Source organism: Solilutibacter pythonis, from assembly GCF_003697345.1.
Taxonomy (GTDB): Bacteria; Pseudomonadota; Gammaproteobacteria; order Xanthomonadales; family Xanthomonadaceae; genus Solilutibacter; species Solilutibacter pythonis.
Genome location: NZ_RFLY01000022.1, coordinates 1 through 14,886, shown reverse-complemented (window position 1 = coordinate 14,886; position 14,886 = coordinate 1). Strand labels below are relative to the sequence as shown.

12 protein-coding genes and 1 pseudogene are annotated in these 14,886 nt (G+C 67.9%); 4 read left to right on the top strand and 9 right to left on the bottom strand.

The window, feature by feature from the left end:
- Positions 1-47: 47 nt before the first annotated feature.
- From rodA to EBB59_RS12250, 5 genes are read right to left on the bottom strand one after another with little or no spacing between them, the layout of a single operon-like run.
- Entirely contained in the window at positions 48-1,181 is a 1,134-nt protein-coding gene (gene rodA, locus EBB59_RS12270) for a rod shape-determining protein RodA (protein WP_122102444.1), read from the bottom strand.
- Positions 1,178-3,130, bottom strand: coding sequence for a penicillin-binding protein 2 (gene mrdA, locus EBB59_RS12265; protein WP_122102443.1), 1,953 nt, complete (start codon positions 3,128-3,130; stop codon positions 1,178-1,180). Before mrdA ends, rodA begins: the two co-directional genes overlap by 4 nt.
- A gap of 3 nt (positions 3,131-3,133) precedes the next feature.
- Positions 3,134-3,619, bottom strand: a complete 486-nt coding sequence (mreD, locus tag EBB59_RS12260) for a rod shape-determining protein MreD (RefSeq protein ID WP_122102442.1) — start codon at positions 3,617-3,619, stop codon at positions 3,134-3,136.
- Positions 3,616-4,692, bottom strand: a complete 1,077-nt coding sequence (gene mreC / locus EBB59_RS12255; protein WP_122102441.1) for a rod shape-determining protein MreC — start codon at positions 4,690-4,692, stop codon at positions 3,616-3,618. The genes mreD and mreC overlap by 4 nt, the downstream gene beginning before the upstream one ends.
- Positions 4,693-4,728: 36 nt before the next feature.
- Positions 4,729-5,775 carry a rod shape-determining protein gene (locus tag EBB59_RS12250; protein WP_122102440.1) on the bottom strand — a complete coding sequence of 349 codons (1,047 nt, stop codon included), beginning with the start codon at positions 5,773-5,775 and terminating at the stop codon, positions 4,729-4,731.
- A 158-nt stretch (positions 5,776-5,933) separates the two neighbouring features.
- Here EBB59_RS12250 and EBB59_RS12245 point away from each other — a divergent pair, with 158 nt between their 5' ends.
- Complete coding sequence (locus EBB59_RS12245; RefSeq protein ID WP_122102439.1) at positions 5,934-6,866, top strand: carbohydrate kinase family protein; 933 nt, start codon at positions 5,934-5,936, stop codon at positions 6,864-6,866.
- Between the two features lie 75 nt (positions 6,867-6,941).
- On the opposite strand, the gene EBB59_RS12240 is transcribed toward EBB59_RS12245, so the two are convergent.
- From EBB59_RS12240 to EBB59_RS12220, 4 genes are all read right to left on the bottom strand, one after another.
- Entirely contained in the window at positions 6,942-7,658 is a 717-nt protein-coding gene (locus EBB59_RS12240) for a hypothetical protein (RefSeq protein WP_122102438.1), read from the bottom strand.
- A complete protein-coding gene (locus tag EBB59_RS12235) occupies positions 7,655-9,604 on the bottom strand; it encodes a M1 family metallopeptidase (protein WP_122102437.1) in 1,950 nt (649 codons plus the stop codon). Before EBB59_RS12235 ends, EBB59_RS12240 begins: the two co-directional genes overlap by 4 nt.
- Before the next feature lie 368 nt (positions 9,605-9,972).
- A complete protein-coding gene (gene ubiE, locus EBB59_RS12225) occupies positions 9,973-10,728 on the bottom strand; it encodes a bifunctional demethylmenaquinone methyltransferase/2-methoxy-6-polyprenyl-1,4-benzoquinol methylase UbiE (protein ID WP_122102435.1) in 756 nt (251 codons plus the stop codon).
- A 41-nt stretch (positions 10,729-10,769) separates the two neighbouring features.
- Entirely contained in the window at positions 10,770-11,159 is a 390-nt protein-coding gene (locus EBB59_RS12220; RefSeq protein ID WP_122102434.1) for a transcriptional regulator, read from the bottom strand.
- 209 nt (positions 11,160-11,368) lie between these two features.
- On the opposite strand from EBB59_RS12220, the gene EBB59_RS12215 reads away from it, so the two are divergent.
- From EBB59_RS12215 to EBB59_RS12200, 3 genes and pseudogenes are all read left to right on the top strand, one after another.
- Positions 11,369-13,012: a site-specific DNA-methyltransferase gene (locus tag EBB59_RS12215; protein ID WP_147455589.1), complete on the top strand. Its 1,644-nt coding sequence runs from the start codon at positions 11,369-11,371 to the stop codon at positions 13,010-13,012.
- A 495-nt stretch (positions 13,013-13,507) separates the two neighbouring features.
- Positions 13,508-14,392 (top strand): hypothetical protein, encoded by an 885-nt coding sequence (locus tag EBB59_RS12205; protein ID WP_158601801.1) that lies wholly within the window; start codon positions 13,508-13,510, stop codon positions 14,390-14,392.
- Positions 14,392-14,886, top strand: a pseudogene (locus EBB59_RS12200) (XVIPCD domain-containing protein); the annotation flags it as partial. The gene EBB59_RS12205 and the pseudogene EBB59_RS12200, both read left to right, overlap by 1 nt.

Here is a 14,886-nt window from a genome sequence, read left to right as displayed (position 1 = left end):
GGTCGAGTCGCGCGGCAACTGGCAACTGGCCCGCCGACCGGCGCGCGTCATCCGCCGCGCCGGCGGCCGTGTGCGCCGGCCGACATCACCAAGCCCATGCCCGCCAGCAGCGTCACCGCCGAGGTGCCGCCGTAGGAAATCAGCGGCATCGGCACGCCGACCACCGGCAGCAGGCCGGAGATCATGCCGCCGTTGACCGCCACGTAGACGAACAGCGAGAGGCCGAGGGTGCCGGCGACGATCCGCGAATAACCATCGCGCGCTTCGGCCGCGATCCACAGACAGCGCCCGATCGCGAACAGGTACAGGCCGATCACGATCGCCACCCCGATCCAACCGAATTCCTCGCTCAGCACCGAGAAGGCGAAGTCGGTGGTGTATTCGGGCAGGTAGTTGAGCTGTGATTGGCTGCTTTCGCCCCAGCCCTTGCCGAACCAGCCGCCGGAGCCGATGGCGATCTGCGATTGGATGATGTTCCAGCCCTCGCCGAGCGGGTCGGTGCCGGGGTCGCGGAACGCCTGGATGCGGCCGACCTGATACGGCCGCAGGAACGGTTCGAACCACTGGATCGGGGCGAACATCGCCAGCGCGTAGCCGATCACCGCGCCGGCGCCCGCCACCGCGAACCAGCCCCAGGCCAGGCCGCCCAGGTACAGCCCGAACACGCCGCTGGCCGCCACCAGCACCGCGGTGCCCAGGTCGCGCTGGAGCAGGATCAGGCCGACCGGCAGGGCGATGATCGCGGCGGCGGCCAGCATCGTGCCGAGCCGTGGCGGCAGCACCGAGCGGTCGAGATGCCAGGCCAGCATCATCGGCAGGCACAACTTGAACAATTCCGATGGCTGGAAATAGAACACGCCGAGATTGAGCCAGTGGCCGCCGTAGCGGCCGGTGCCGACGAACAGCACCGCCACCAGGGGCAGCAGCGAGGCCGCGTAGACGTAGGGCGAGGCCGCGCGCAGCGTCTGCGGCCGAATCCGCGAGATCGCCCACATCACGCCGATGCCGACGCAAAAGCGCACGCCTTGCGACAGCACCAGCCGAGCGCTGTCGCCGCCGGCGCTGGAGAGCACCGCGAGGCTGGCCGCCATCAGCCCGCACAAGGCGGCCAACAGCGGCAGATCGACGCTGCGCAGTACGCGCAGCACGCCATCGCCAAGCCAGCGCAGCAGGGGATTCATGGCGAAGCCGTCCCGGGGGGCGTGGCTCCGCCGGTGGCGGGCGGGGGCGCGGTGTTCATGGTGTCGGCACCGCCGGCCGGTTCCGGCGTCACGCCTTCCGGCAGTTTGCCGCGAATCCAGGCGTCGAGAATCTTGCGCGCGATCGGCGCCGCGGTGGACGCGCCGTAGCCGCCGCCCTCCACCGCCACCGCCACCGCGATGGTGGGCGCACGCGCCGGAGCGAAGGCGATGAACAGCGCGCGGTGGCGCAGGTGCATCGGCAGGTTCTTGGGGTTGGTCGCGGCGTGGCCGCGCCGGCTCACCACCTGGGCGGTGCCGGTCTTGCTGGCGATCTCGTAGTCCAGCCCGTAGCGGATGTTGGTGGCGGTGCCGGGGCCGTGCACGGTCAGGATCATGCCCTCGCGGACCGCCTCCAGGTGGGCCGGGTTCGGGCTGATCCGCACCGGCGCGCCTTCGTCCACCTTCATCCACGGCCCGTCGAAACCGTGCCGGGTTTCCTTGGCCAGGTGCGGCCGCCGCAGCCAGCCGCCGTTGCCGAGCGCGGCGGTGGCCTGCGCCAGTTGCAGCGGGGTCGCCTTCCAGAAGCCTTGGCCGATGCTGGTGATGACGGTATCGCCGGGGTACCAGCGGCCTTGTTTAGGCGCGTTCTTCGCCTTCCATGCCGGCGAGGGCAGGATGCCGCCGATCTCGCCGGACAGGTCCACCCCGGTGGGCTTGCCGAAGCCGTAGAGCGCCATGTAGTGATCGACCTTGTCGATCCCCATGTCCAGCGCCAGCTTGTAGTAGTAGGTGTTGACCGAGGCGTAGATCGATTTGTAGACGTCGGTCCAGCCGTGGCCGCCGCGATGCGAATCGGCGTAGCCGCGGCGCTGGCCGCCGACATAGAACATGCCGGTGGAAAGCGTCTTGTCGCCGGGCCGGCGCGCGCCGCTGTCGAGCCCGGCCAGCGCCATCATCGGCTTGATGGTGGAGCCGGGGGCGACGCCGCCCAGCACCGCGCGGTTGAATTGCGGTCGCGAGGGGTTTTCGTTCAACGCCTTGTAGTCGGTGTGCGAGATGCCGTTGACGAACAGGTTGGGGTCGTAGCTGGGCAGGCTGACCATCGCCAGGATTTCGCCGTTGCGCGGATCGACCGCCACCGCCGTGCCCTCCAGCTCGCCGAAGGCGGCCACCATCGCCCGTTGCAGGTCGACGTCGATCGACAGTCGAAGGTCGGTGCCGGGCGTGGCCGGTACCACGCCGAGCGTGCGCATCGCCCGGCCGTCGGAACTGGTCTCGATGCGCTCGTGGCCGATCGCGCCGCGCAGCCGTTCCTCGTAATAGCGCTCCAGCCCGGTCTTGCCGGTGTGGCTGAAGGCGGCGACACGTTCCGGCAGCCGCTCGCGGTCCCGGGCGTCGATCCGCCCGACGTAGCCGACGACGTGTGCGAACAGGTCGCCATACGGATACACGCGGCCGAAGTACGGCACCAGCTCGACGCCGGGAAAACGCCAGCGGTCCACCGCGAAGCGGGCGATCTCCTCCTCGGACAGACGCAGCTTGAGCGTGACCGGGCGATGCCGGCGGGTGGTCTTCCGCGCCTCGGCGAACGCTTCCAGCTCTTCCGGGGTAAGCGCGACGATGCGCTGGATGCCGGCGAGCATCGCATCGAGGTCGCCGGCTTCGTCGGGCATCACGTCCAGGCGGAAGGCGGGGATGTTGTCGGCCAGGATGCGGCCCTTGCGGTCGTAGATGATGCCGCGCCCCGGCACGATCGGCCGCGGCTTGATCCGGTTGGCCTCGGATTGCGCCGCCCACGCCTCGTGCTGCGCCACCTGCAAGCGGAAATACCACAGCAGCAGCCCGGCCAGCGCCAGCGCCACCAGCCCGAAGCCGAACAGCGCGCGGCGGCGGAACTGCTCCACTTCGAGCGCGCGGTTCTTCACCAGCCGGCGGCCCTCGTCCCACATCGGTCAATCCCGCCGGCGCCGGTGCCGCAGCGTGTCCAGCACCAGGAACAGCGGCCCCCACAGCAACGCGCCGGTCAAGGGCGACAGCCAGTAGCCGGCCGGCCATTGCGGCACCCCGGTCAGCGCATGGGTGACGGCGGCGACGATGCGGTCGTTGACCAGCAAGGCGCCGATCACCAGCGCCTGCTGCCAGATCGGGAAGAAGCGCAGGCGGGAGCGGAAGCGGTCGAGGATGAAGGCCAGGATCACCAGCCGCAGCGCCTGTTCGCCGAGCAGCGCGCCGTGGGCGAGATCGGCCGCCAGCCCGGCGAGGAAGGCGAAGCCGAGCCCGGCGCGTTCCGGCGCCTCCAGCACCCAATAGGCGACGACCAGCGCCAGCCAGTACGGCCTGAGGCCGGCCAGCTCGGGCGGCAGCGGCACCAGCGCCAGCAGGATCGCGGCCAGCGCCGAAGCGAGCATCGGCACGCGGGGCGAACGCTCGCGGCTCATCGGGCGGGCCTCGTGGGCGGGGCGTCGGCGGGGCGGGCGTCGGCGGCGGCATTGCGCGCGGGCATGGCGGTGGTCGGTGCGCCGGCGACGGGCGATGACGGCGCGTCCGTGCCCGTGGCCGCATCGGCGGCGCCGGCCGTGACCCGCCGCCCGGTGGCGATCGGCACGCTGTTGGCCGCCGGGGGCGGGTCGAGGCGGCCGCGCACCTCCCGCAGCAGCAGTACTTCGCGGCCCCGGTCGAGCGCGGCGGCGGGCTTGAGGTCGCCCACCAGAAAGGCGCGGCTGTCGTCCGGGCGCAGCTTCTCGATGCTGCCCACCGGAAAGCCCGGCGGGAAACGCCCGCCGATGCCGGAGGTCTGCACCACGTCGCCGACGCGGACGTCGGCGGTGCGCGGGATGTGGCCGAGCGAGATGTGATCGCCATGACCGTAGGCCACCAGGCGTACCCCGTTGCGCGCCACTTCCACCGGCACCGCGTGATCGGGGTCGGTCAGCAGCAGTACGGTGGCCGTTCCCGGCTGCACCTCGATCACCTGGCCGAGTAGGCCGCCGGCGTCGATCACCGCCTGGCCCGGGCGCACGCCTTGGCGGCTGCCGGCATCGAGCACCAGCCGTTGCCGGGTCGGATCGAGGTCGATGTTGAGGATCGGCGCGAGCTGCACGTCCATCCGGCCCTGCTGCACCACGCCGAGCATCGCGCGCAGGCGGGCGTTCTCGGCCGCGGCCGATTCCAGCCGCGCCATCCGGGCGCCGGAGATCAGCAGGGCGTTGCGCAGTACGGTGTTGTCGCGGGTCAACTGGGCGCGGGTGACGGCGTCATCGCGCATGGTCTGGCCGAGCTTGGCCGGCAGGCCCGCCACCTGCCACAGCGGCTGCGCCAGCAGGTTGGCGTGGTGGCGGATGCGGGTCAGCCAGTCGCCGCGGTGGTCGGCGAACACCAGCGCCACCGATGCCGCCAGATAGGCCAGCAGGCGCAGGCTGCCGGCGATGTCCCGCGGACGGGGGGCGGAGTAGCCGGCATGGGACGACACGGTCGATAAGGTCTGCGGAGGCGGTGGCGGGGGTGCCGGCATCGGTGCGGATCACCCGCCGCGCGCCGGGTGCGGCGCTCAGTTGTGGGAGAAGAATTCGTTGCCGTGCTTGTCCAATAGGTCGAGCGCCTTGCCGCCGCCACGGGCGACGCAGGTCAGCGGGTCGTCGGCGACCATCACGTGCAGGCCGGTTTCCTCGCTGAGCAGGCGGTCGAAGTCGCGCAGCAGCGCGCCGCCGCCGGTCAGCACGATGCCGCGCTCGGCCACGTCCGCGCACAACTCGGGCGGTGTCTGCTCCAGCGCCTGCTTGACCCCGGCGACGATGGTGGAAAGCGGCTCGCGCAGCGCTTCCAACACCTCGTTGGAATTGATCTTGATCACCTTGGGCACGCCCTCGGCCAGGTTGCGCCCGGAGACTTCCATCTCGCGTACTTCCTGCTGCGGGAAGGCGCAGCCGATTTCCAGCTTGATCCGCTCGGCGGTGGCCTCGCCGATCAGCATGCCGTGGTGGCGGCGCACGTAGTTGATGATGGATTCGTCGAAGCGGTCGCCGCCCACCCGCACCGACTGTGAATAGACGATGCCGTTCAACGCGATCACCGCCACCTCGGTGGTGCCGCCGCCGATGTCGATGACCATCGAGCCGGTCGCTTCGGTCACGGGCATGCCGGCGCCGATCGCCGCGGCCATCGGCTCCTCGATCAGCGAGACGTCGCGCGCGCCGGCTTCCTGCGCCGATTCGCGAATCGCGCGCTGTTCCACCTGGGTGGAACCCGACGGCACGCAGATCAGCACGCGCGGGCTGGGCTTCAGGAAGCGGCTCTTGTGCACCTTCTTGATGAAGTACTTGAGCATTTCCTCGGTGTAGGTGAAGTCGGCGATCACGCCGTCCTTCATCGGCCGGATGGTGTTGATGTTGCCCGGGGTGCGGCCCAGCATCTGCTTGGCTTCGGCGCCGACCGCCGCCACCGAGCGCGCCGCGCCGGAGATGCGGTCCTGGCGCACGGCCACGACCGAAGGCTCGTTCAGCACGATGCCCTGCCCGCGGACGTAGATCAGGGTGTTGGCCGTGCCCAGGTCGATGGACAGGTCGTTGGAAAACATGCCGCGCAGCTTCTTGAACATTCGGGTCGGGGGCTCGTGTCGGGAGGGTCGGGACAGACGCGCCAGTCTAGCGAAATCCTTGCCCAGCGGCGTTCCGTATTCGTTACGCGTCGGCCCGTTCCTGGCCCCGGCCGCGCGCTCCGGCTACCCTATGCGGGTTCTTTCCATGAGCATCGCCGATGTCCGCCCTGATCTGTGGCTCCCTGGCCTACGACACCATCATGGTCTTCCCCGACCAGTTCAAGAACCACATCCTGCCGGACAAGGTACACATCCTGAACGTTTCGTTCCTGGTGCCGCGCATGCGCCGGGAGTTTGGCGGATGCGCCGGCAACATCGCCTACAACCTGCACCTCCTGGGCGGCCGGCCGTTGCCGATGGCGACCGTCGGGCAGGACTTCGCGCCCTACCGCGCCCACTTCGAGGCGCTGGGCATCCCGCTGACCTACGTGAAGGAACTGGCGGACAGCTATACCCCGCAGGCGTTCATCACCACCGATCACGACAACAACCAGATCACCGCCTTCCATCCCGGCGCGATGATGCACAGCGCCGAGAACCATGTGCACGATACCGAGGGGGTGACGCTCGGCATCGTCGCGCCGGACGGGCGCGAGGGCATGTTGCAGAACGCGCGCGAGTTCCACGAGGCGGGCATTCCCTTCATCTTCGACCCCGGCCAGGCGATGCCGCTGTTCAATGGCGAGGAGTTCCGCGAGTTCGTGCGGTTGGCCGATTACGTCATCACCAACGATTACGAATCCAGCGTGTTGCAGGAGCGCACCGGCTGGAGCGAGCGCGAGATCGCCCGCCAGGTCCGGGCCTTCATCGTCACCCGGGGGCCAAAGGGCTGCGACATCTTCCACGATGGCATCAGCGTCAACGTGCCGCCGGCGCAGGAGACGGCGGTGGTCGATCCGACCGGCTGCGGCGACGCCTTCCGCGCCGGTCTCCTCTTTGGCCTGGAGCGCGGGCTGGACTGGCCGAGCATCGGCCGCGTCGGCAACCTGATGGGCGCGTTGAAGGTGAGCCACCACGGCACCCAGAACCAGCGCTTCGGTTTCGACGAGTTCAACACCGAGTTCACCCGGCAGTTCGGCTATTCGCTGTAACCCCTCGCGCGGTGCCGTGAAGGAAGAAAGCGCCGGCATTGACCGGCGCTTTTCGTCAGGGCCGCCGCTGGCCTTTCAATTCCACCCGGGCATCCGCGCCGGGTCGAGGCCGCCGGTTTCGAAGGTGGCGCTGCGCCTGCCGCCGGGTTTGACCGGGAATTCGATCGTCACCTGCCTGGCGGATTTGAACAGGCGCCAGAGCGTGCGGTGGTCGGTGACGAACATGGCGATGGCCTCGTCGGTCCGCGGGCGCGTGCCGCGCAGTGTGCGTGGCCGGCCATCGACCGTCAGCTTCAGCGCGCAGCCGCGGTAGCAGTCGAAATCGCCGCGCGTCAGCACGAGGTAGCTTGAGCGGCCCCATTCGGGGTGGTCGCGGAAGATCAGCTTGACCGGCGAGCGGCCATTGTCGATCTCGATGCGCTCGCGGGCGTCGATCGCGGCGGTGAGCTGGCGGCCTTGGCCGGCGGAGTTGTCCTGGTAATCCCAGAGCGCCTTCAGCCGGCGCTCGGCGCGCGCGGCCTTGGCCTTGCCTTCGATCTCGGCGAAGCGGGCCGCCGCCTCGGTGGCGGCCCGGGTGCCGGCGTGGTCGCGTTTGAGAAGATCGGCCTGAGCGTAGGCCAGCTCCCATCGTTCCGCGCCGATGGCTTCGTCCAGCGTCTTTTTCGCCGGGGCGGCGGCGGTTTCGCGGGCCTCGGCCAGGCGCGCGGCGGCCACGGCTGGGTCTTCGCCCTGGCCGCAGGCGGCCAGCGCCAGCGCCAGGGCGACGAGCGCGAGTGGCGCGCGGCGGCTCATTGACCCGCGCCGGCTTCCGCCTTGGCGATGACTTCCTCCACCGACGCGGTGGTGATCGGGTGGTAGGCGGGCCGGGCCTTGGCGAACACGTCCTTGGCGAATTTCAGGCCGTCGGGGGTCTTCACCAGCGTGTTGTAGATCGGCATCACCAGCTTGCGGCGGCCGACGCGTTCAAGGAACTTCGCCATCTCCGGGCGTGCCTCGGCGTAGCCGCTGCGCGCGGTGAGCGGATACCAGCGCATGGCCACTTCGCCATTGGCGGTGCCGGTGAAGTGGTAGGCGGCGTCGAGCTGCTTGAGCTTCTCGGCCGGCAGCGTTTCGGGCATGCCTTCGAGGAAGTGCACCCATTCCTGGGTGGACCATTCGCCGGTCAGCTGGGGCGCGGGCAGGGTGCCGGCGCTGTTGAAGGCGATGCGCGCGGTGTCGACCACGCCGAACGGCTTGGCGTTCACCCGCGGGGCGGATTCGGGGATGCCGGGCTGATAGATCCACTGTTCGACCTGTTCCATCGTCGCCTTGCCCGGGTGTTTGTCGAGCAGGTGGGTCTTGAGGTAGTCGAGGAATTGCTGGGTGGTGATCGACTGGAAGGCGAAGTGGTCGAAATAGCCCTTCAGGAACGGGTCGAACACCTCGCGGCCGTAGACCTGCTCCAGCCATTGCAGCATCCACGCGCCCTTGGTGTAGACGGTGACGGAGGAGGCGCCGTCGGGGTCGGACAAGTCGCCGGGCTTGAGCGCCATCACCTGCAATTTGGAATCGAGCGTGCGGTATTCCTTCTTCAGCTCGTCGCGGTCGATGACGTGTTCCATGTCGGCCATGTCCTGGCCGTACATCGCCTCGGTGATGCGGCCCTGCACGTAGGTGGTGAAGCCTTCGTTCAGCCAGGCATCGCGGTCGGTGGCGAACGTGACGAGATTGCCCGACCAACTGTGCGCCAGTTCGTGGGCGATCAGCGAGACCAGCGATTTGTCGCCGACGATCACCGTGGGCGTGGCGAAGGTCAGTCGCGGGTTTTCCATGCCGCCGTAGGGGAAGGAGGGCGGCAGCACCAGCATGTCGTAGCGGTCCCAGCGGTAGGGGCCGTAGAGTTTCTCGGTGACATCGATCATCTTCTCGGTGTCTTCGAATTCCTGGGTGGCCTTGTCCACCATGGCCGGTTCCGCCCAGACGCCGCTGCGCGCCGAAATCGGCTTGAACACCAGGTCGCCGGCGGCGATGGCGAGCAGGTAGGAGGGGATCGGCTGCGGCATCTTGAAGGTGTAATCACCGTCGCGCGCGGCCTTGGGGTCGTTGTCGGCGCTCATCAGCACCATCACGTCCTTCGGGCTGGCGACGCGGGCGGAATAGGTGAAGCGCACCTGTGGCGTGTCTTGCAGCGGCACCCACGAGCGGGCGTGGATCTGCTGCGACTGGCTGAACATGAAGGGCGTCTTCTTGCCCTCGGTCATCGCCGGGGTCAGCCATTGCAGGCCGGAGGCGGCGGGCGAGGTGCGGTAGGTCACGCGCACCTTGGCCGGGCGCTCCGGCGTCTCGATGGTCAGCCGGGTGCCGAGCACCTTGTCGGCCTCGGGCGCCAGCGCGAATTTCAACGGCTGCCACTGGCCGCCGGTGGTTTCGCCCTCGGCTTTTTCGATGGTCAGCTCGCGTGTGTCGAGCAGCACGCGGGTGGCGGTCTTGTCCAGCCATTCCAGAGTGTAGGTGGCGGTGCCGGCCAATTGTTTCTTGTCGAAATCGATGGCGAGATCGAGCGCGAGATCCCGGGTGCGTACTTTGTCCGGCTCGGCGTAGGAGTGCTCATCGACGATCTTGACCACGGCGGCGGCTGGCGCGGCCTTGGCCGGGGCGGCGGGTGTGTCGGGTGCGGCGGGCGCGGTGGCTTCCTCCTTCTTGCAGCCCGCGGCGAGCAGGGCGGTGGCGATCGAGAGCATCAGCACGGAATGGCGCATCGGAGGACCTTGCGGATCGGGAAAGCGGCGAGTGTAACGCGCGCGGTCACGGTGGCCGTGGCGAGTCAGACGAACCAGACGGGCCAGACGAACCAGACGGGCCAGACGGGCCAGACGGGCCAGACGGGCCAGACGGGCCAGACGGGCCAGACGGGCCAGACGGGCCAGACGGGCCAGACGGGCCAGACGGGCCAGACGGGCCAGACGGGCCAGACGAACCAGACGAACCAGACGAACCAGACGAACCAGACAGGTCAAACGGACCGATGATTGACGCCCGCGCCAAGCGGAACACCGGGCCAAACGTCGGCCGGAAGATGCCGCGGAATTCGCGCGCGACGCCGTGCGCGCCGGCCCGGTGCCGGGGGCTACACCTTGTAGCCGGTGTGGATGGCGACGATCCCGGCGCTCAGGTTGCGATAGCCGACGTGGGCGAAGCCGGCCGCCTGCATCATCGCCTTCAATGCTTCCTGCGGCGGATGCTTGCGGATCGATTCGGCCAGGTACCGGTAGCTGGCGGCATCCTTGGCGAAGAGTTGGCCGAGCCGGGGCAGCACTTTGAAGGAGTGGAAATCGTAGATCGGCTTGAACCAGTCGGCGGTGACTTCGGAGAACTCCAGCACCCGCGCCTGCCCGCCCACCTTCAGCACCCGGTGCATCTCGGCCAGCGCCGCGGCCTTGTCGGTGACGTTGCGCAGACCGAAGGCGATCGTCACCAAGTCGAAGCTGGCATCGGGAAAGGGCAGTTTCTCGGCATTGCACTGCACGTATTCGAAGCCACGCACGTGGCCGCGGTCGGTCAGGCGGTCGCGGCCGACTTTCAGCATCGATACGTTGATGTCGCCCAGGACCAGTTCACCCCGCTCGCCCACGCGGCCTTTCAGCAGCGCGGCGATGTCGCCGGTGCCGCCGGCCAGGTCCAGCACGCGGTCGCCCGGCTTGACCTGGGCGGTGGCGACGAAATAACGCTTCCAGACCCGGTGGATGCCGAGCGACATCAGGTCGTTCATCAAGTCGTAGTTGGCGGCCACCGAGGTGAACACCTCGCCGACGAGCTTCTGTTTCTGCCCGGTGGGAACGTCGCGGAAACCGAAGTGGGTGGTGGGCTGGTCGTGTTCGCTCATGCGGGGATTATCGCACCGGGGCGAAACCGGCGTGTGTCCCGTCAGCGGCCGGGATCTTTGGCCGCCAGTTCCGCGACCAGCTCCCGCACCAGGCGGCGTTGCGTGGCGGGCAGGCTGAGGAAGGTGTCGAACATGGCCGAATCGGCTGGCGAAAGGGCCTGCCAGTCGAGTTTCGGCTCGGCGACGCGGAGCGCGCCGCCGTATTGCAGGACGTGCGGTTCCATGCCGACGATCGCCGCCAGCACGCGAATCTTGTCCTGTTTGGGCAGATAGCGGCCGGACAGCCAGCCGGAGATCGCCTGCGCGGTGACTGGCGCGCCTTCGTAGCGCGAGTTGAAGCGCTTCTCCAGCAACGACGCGCTGGGCTCGATGCCGGCGTCTTTCAACGCGGCGCGCAGCCTTTCCGCGAATTCGGCTTTCTCCCTATCCATGGGAAAGAGACGGTAGGCACGCGGTGCTTTCACTTCGAAAGTCGGGCTTTCATCTTCATGAAAGATTTGCTTTGATTGACGCCGGTAGCACTTTCGTCCGGTTCCATGTCCCCATCTTTTCCCAACGTGCGCGGCGGCGCCGCTGGCCTGCCTGGCGGCGGCGCCGATCGCGTGGGTGGGCGGGAAACGGCCGGGAAGAGGCCGGCACGATGCCTGTGCTGAACTGGCTCGGCAAGCGCGCGGTGAAGAAACACCACGAGACGGTGCCGTTCCACCTGCTGGAGCCGCTCGCCGAATACTCCTGCCCGCCCGGGGACGGCGGCGAAACCGGCAACCTCATCGTACAAGGCGACAATCTGGCTGTGCTGAAGGCGTTGCAGCCGCACTACGCCGGCCGGGTGAAATGCGTCTACATCGACCCGCCCTACAACACCGGCCACACCGGCTGGGCCTATAACGACAACGTCGATGGTCCGGAAATCCGCCGCTGGCTCGCGCAGGTGGCGGGTCAGGCGAGCGACGTGATGGATCGCCACGACCGCTGGCTGTGCATGATGTATCCCCGGCTGGCGCTGCTACGCGAGCTGCTGCGCGATGACGGGGTGATCTTCGTCTCGATCGACGACCACGAACTGGCCCATCTGAAACTTCTGATGGATGAAATCTTTGGCCGCCACAACTACGTCGAGACGTTCAGTTGGATCAAGACCGGCTGCCCGGCGAACCTCTCGCGAAAGACCCGGAAAAAAGCGGAATATGTCCTGTGCTACCAGCGCGGCGGATTCCACGGGCGCTTCAGGGGCCGGCCGCGCATGAGCCGCAGCGACAACCCGCTGCTGAAGAACCAGAATCGGCTGAAGACACTGGTCTTTCCCGCTGGCCGGGTGTCGACCGGCATCCCCGGGCGGGGCATGATGCCGGCGGGCGAATACGGCACCGCCGTCAACCGCGTCACGCTGCTCGAAGCGGCCGAATACCAAGACGGCGTGTTCGTCTCCCCGGTCAGGATGCGCGGCTGTTTCGTCTGGACGCAGAAGAACCTGGCAGCCGAGCTCGAACGCGGCACCGAGGTGCGCATCAGGACCGCGAGGATGATTCCTTCCTACGAGAAGCGCGCGTACGCGCCGGAAACGCCTTCCAACCTCATTGGCGCGGGCGAGAACGTGGCGTCGAACGAATCGGCGACCGGCGAGCTGCTGCGGCTGGGCGTGGATTTCCGCTATTCGAAGCCGGAATCGTTGATCCGCTACCTGTTCAACATGGTCGCCGGCAAGGATGACCTCATCCTCGACGCCTTTGCCGGCGCCGGCACCACCGCGCACGCGGTCTTGAGGCAGAATGCCGTGGATGGCGGCAATCGCCGCTTTATCCTGGTCGAAATGGGCGCGGACATCGCCCGCCATGTCACCGCCGAACGGGTCAGGCGCGTGGCGCGGGGCCACGCCGATGCCGGCGGCGGGATGCCGGGGTTGGGGGGCGGCTTCCAGTTCTGCGGCTTGAGCCGCGCGCCGCTGTTCGTTGCCGATGGCCGTATCCACGGCGCGGCGCGCTTCGCCGACCTCGCCGGGTTCGTCTGGTTCCGCGAGACCGGCACCGGCTTCCATGGCCGGGCGGACTCGGCGCTGCTCGGCGTACACCGGGGGCGGGCCATCCACTTGCTTCACGGTGATGGCTTCCGGGCCTGTTCATTGCTGCATGGCGATGTGCTGACCCCCACCGTGCTGAAGGCACTGCCGCCGCACGACGGCCCGCGCGTGATCTACGCCGCCGCCTGCCGGGTCGACGCCCCACGGCTGCGGCGCGACGGTATCGTGTTCAAGCCGACACCCCACGCACTGAAACCCGGGCCATGAGCGCGCGACCGCACGGGTCGCGTTTGACAGCGTGGAGGTGCTTGCATGTCCGTCACCCGTCACCCGTCACCCGTCACCCGTCACCCGTCACCCGTCACCCGTCACCCGTCACCCGTCACCCGTCACCCGTCACCCGTCACCCGTCACCTGCCGCCCGCCGCCCGCCGCCCGCCGGGCGGGCCGTGTGCCGTGGCGGGGAAGTGCGGGGCACGGAGCTGGCCGGAAACGAAGCGGGGCGTGGAGGCGCTACGGTGAGCGCGGGCCAACGGCGTCGTCCCCCGTTGTTTCGTCGCGCTGGCGCCGGAAGCCGCCCCTGGCGTGATGCGCCGCAATGCTTGCCGGGTTCGTCATCGCCACCGGGCCGGGTGGGGCGAGCGGATTTGACCTTGTTCGGGACCCGTGGCCTGATCCCGATGTCCCCCCATCCCCGCACTGGGTACCCGCATGACGAGAAGCCCTCCCGCACGCCCGATATCGCCAGGCCGCCCCCGGGCCATGCCCGGCCTGCTCGCCTTGGCGCTGGCCTTGGCCGGCCTGCTTGGTGCCGCCTGCGCCGCCGAACCCGCCCCGCCGGCCGAAAAGAAAATCGAGAGGAAGATCGACATGTCCACGCTGAAGGAACCCTTGGTCATCGGCCCCACGGTGGGTGACTACACTTATACCAACGCGCCAAAACTGGCCCGGCTCGGGCCGCATCGTTTCATGATCCCGGCCAATTACTTCACCGACCAGATCGGCCCGGATTTCCAGGGTGGAATGTTGATGGAACTGGTCTGGCCGAAACTGGAAGCCGCGCCCCCGGGCCGCATCCGGGAGATGAACCGGAGCGAGCAGAATCATCTGATCCAGGCTAACTTCGATTACATCGACAGACGGCCGTTGCAGGAGGCGATGGACAGCATGATCAAGCGGTCCGGGGATGACCCGATCCAGCGGCAGGACCCGACCGACAATATTTCCCATCGTACTCGTGGCGAGGACGTGCTGGGCCTGGAGCGCTGGTACGTGAGCGAAGCGGACAAGGCGCGCTATCTCAAGTTGATCGAAGGGCAGCGTGATCGTTATGCCTGGCCGGTCGATCCTTTGAGTATCGAGGATTGGTTCGTGCGCCGGGATACGCAGGGACATGTCCTCACCTTCATCCGATGCCCGCCTCGAGCAAGGCCGGATGGCTTGATCATCCAGGGAGCGCGGTTGGTCAAGGACGGTAATCCGCGTGTCCCGCAATGCTCCCACACCTTTTCCATGCCGGAGTATGGAGCTGCGGTGGATATGCACTATCCCCGCGTGCTGATGCGCGACTGGGCGCGGATCGAAGCACGCTACCGCGAACTGATGGCAAAGTTCCATATCGGCATTGATACGAAAGGGGAGCAATGATGAGTGGTCTGACCCAGAAAGATCTGAACATCCTCGAGCACTATGCGAAGGAGGGAAACCGCGAGCTTTACTGGAATTATCTTGCGCATCTGCCTGGCAACGATGGCTACGGCCTGTTGGCGTTGGGCGTGGTGCGCAACGACAACATGCCCGGCAAGGTCGCCAATACCTATGCTCAACAACACGGTGGCCGCGCGCTCACCGAACGCGAGTGGGAGCACTTCGGCCAGCAGTTGATCCGGGAGGATTACGAAAGGCGTTGGATTCAGTTTGAAAGGAACCATGACCCACAAGCCGCCCTGAACCTGCCGGTCAAGGATGTCCAGGAAGCCCACGACGACACCTTCGACGACCACGAGCTTTCCCGCAACGCCTGGACCCCGCGCCAACTACTCGAAGCCGCCCGTCGCCAGGACGGGGAACAAGCCGCCGAGCGCATCTGGTCGAACATGCTGGACAACTCGGCATTGGGCCTGCACCGGGCCAATAGCACG

Bases quoted from the DNA above. Each gene is read 5' to 3' on its own strand.
- EBB59_RS12250 (WP_122102440.1), bottom strand. From the start codon at position 5,775: ATGTTCAAGAAGCTGCGCGGCATGTTTTCCAACGACCTGTCCATCGAC.
- EBB59_RS12220 (WP_122102434.1), bottom strand. From the start codon at position 11,159: ATGGATAGGGAGAAAGCCGAATTCGCGGAAAGGCTGCGCGCCGCGTTG.
- EBB59_RS12205 (WP_158601801.1), top strand. From the start codon at position 13,508: ATGCCCGGCCTGCTCGCCTTGGCGCTGGCCTTGGCCGGCCTGCTTGGT.
- EBB59_RS12240 (WP_122102438.1), bottom strand. From the start codon at position 7,658: ATGAGCCGCCGCGCGCCACTCGCGCTCGTCGCCCTGGCGCTGGCGCTG.
- mreC (WP_122102441.1), bottom strand. From the start codon at position 4,692: ATGCCGGCACCCCCGCCACCGCCTCCGCAGACCTTATCGACCGTGTCG.
- rodA (WP_122102444.1), bottom strand. From the start codon at position 1,181: ATGAATCCCCTGCTGCGCTGGCTTGGCGATGGCGTGCTGCGCGTACTG.
- mreD (WP_122102442.1), bottom strand. From the start codon at position 3,619: ATGAGCCGCGAGCGTTCGCCCCGCGTGCCGATGCTCGCTTCGGCGCTG.
- EBB59_RS12245 (WP_122102439.1), top strand. From the start codon at position 5,934: ATGTCCGCCCTGATCTGTGGCTCCCTGGCCTACGACACCATCATGGTC.
- mrdA (WP_122102443.1), bottom strand. From the start codon at position 3,130: ATGTGGGACGAGGGCCGCCGGCTGGTGAAGAACCGCGCGCTCGAAGTG.
- EBB59_RS12215 (WP_147455589.1), top strand. From the start codon at position 11,369: ATGCCTGTGCTGAACTGGCTCGGCAAGCGCGCGGTGAAGAAACACCAC.
- EBB59_RS12235 (WP_122102437.1), bottom strand. From the start codon at position 9,604: ATGCGCCATTCCGTGCTGATGCTCTCGATCGCCACCGCCCTGCTCGCC.
- ubiE (WP_122102435.1), bottom strand. From the start codon at position 10,728: ATGAGCGAACACGACCAGCCCACCACCCACTTCGGTTTCCGCGACGTT.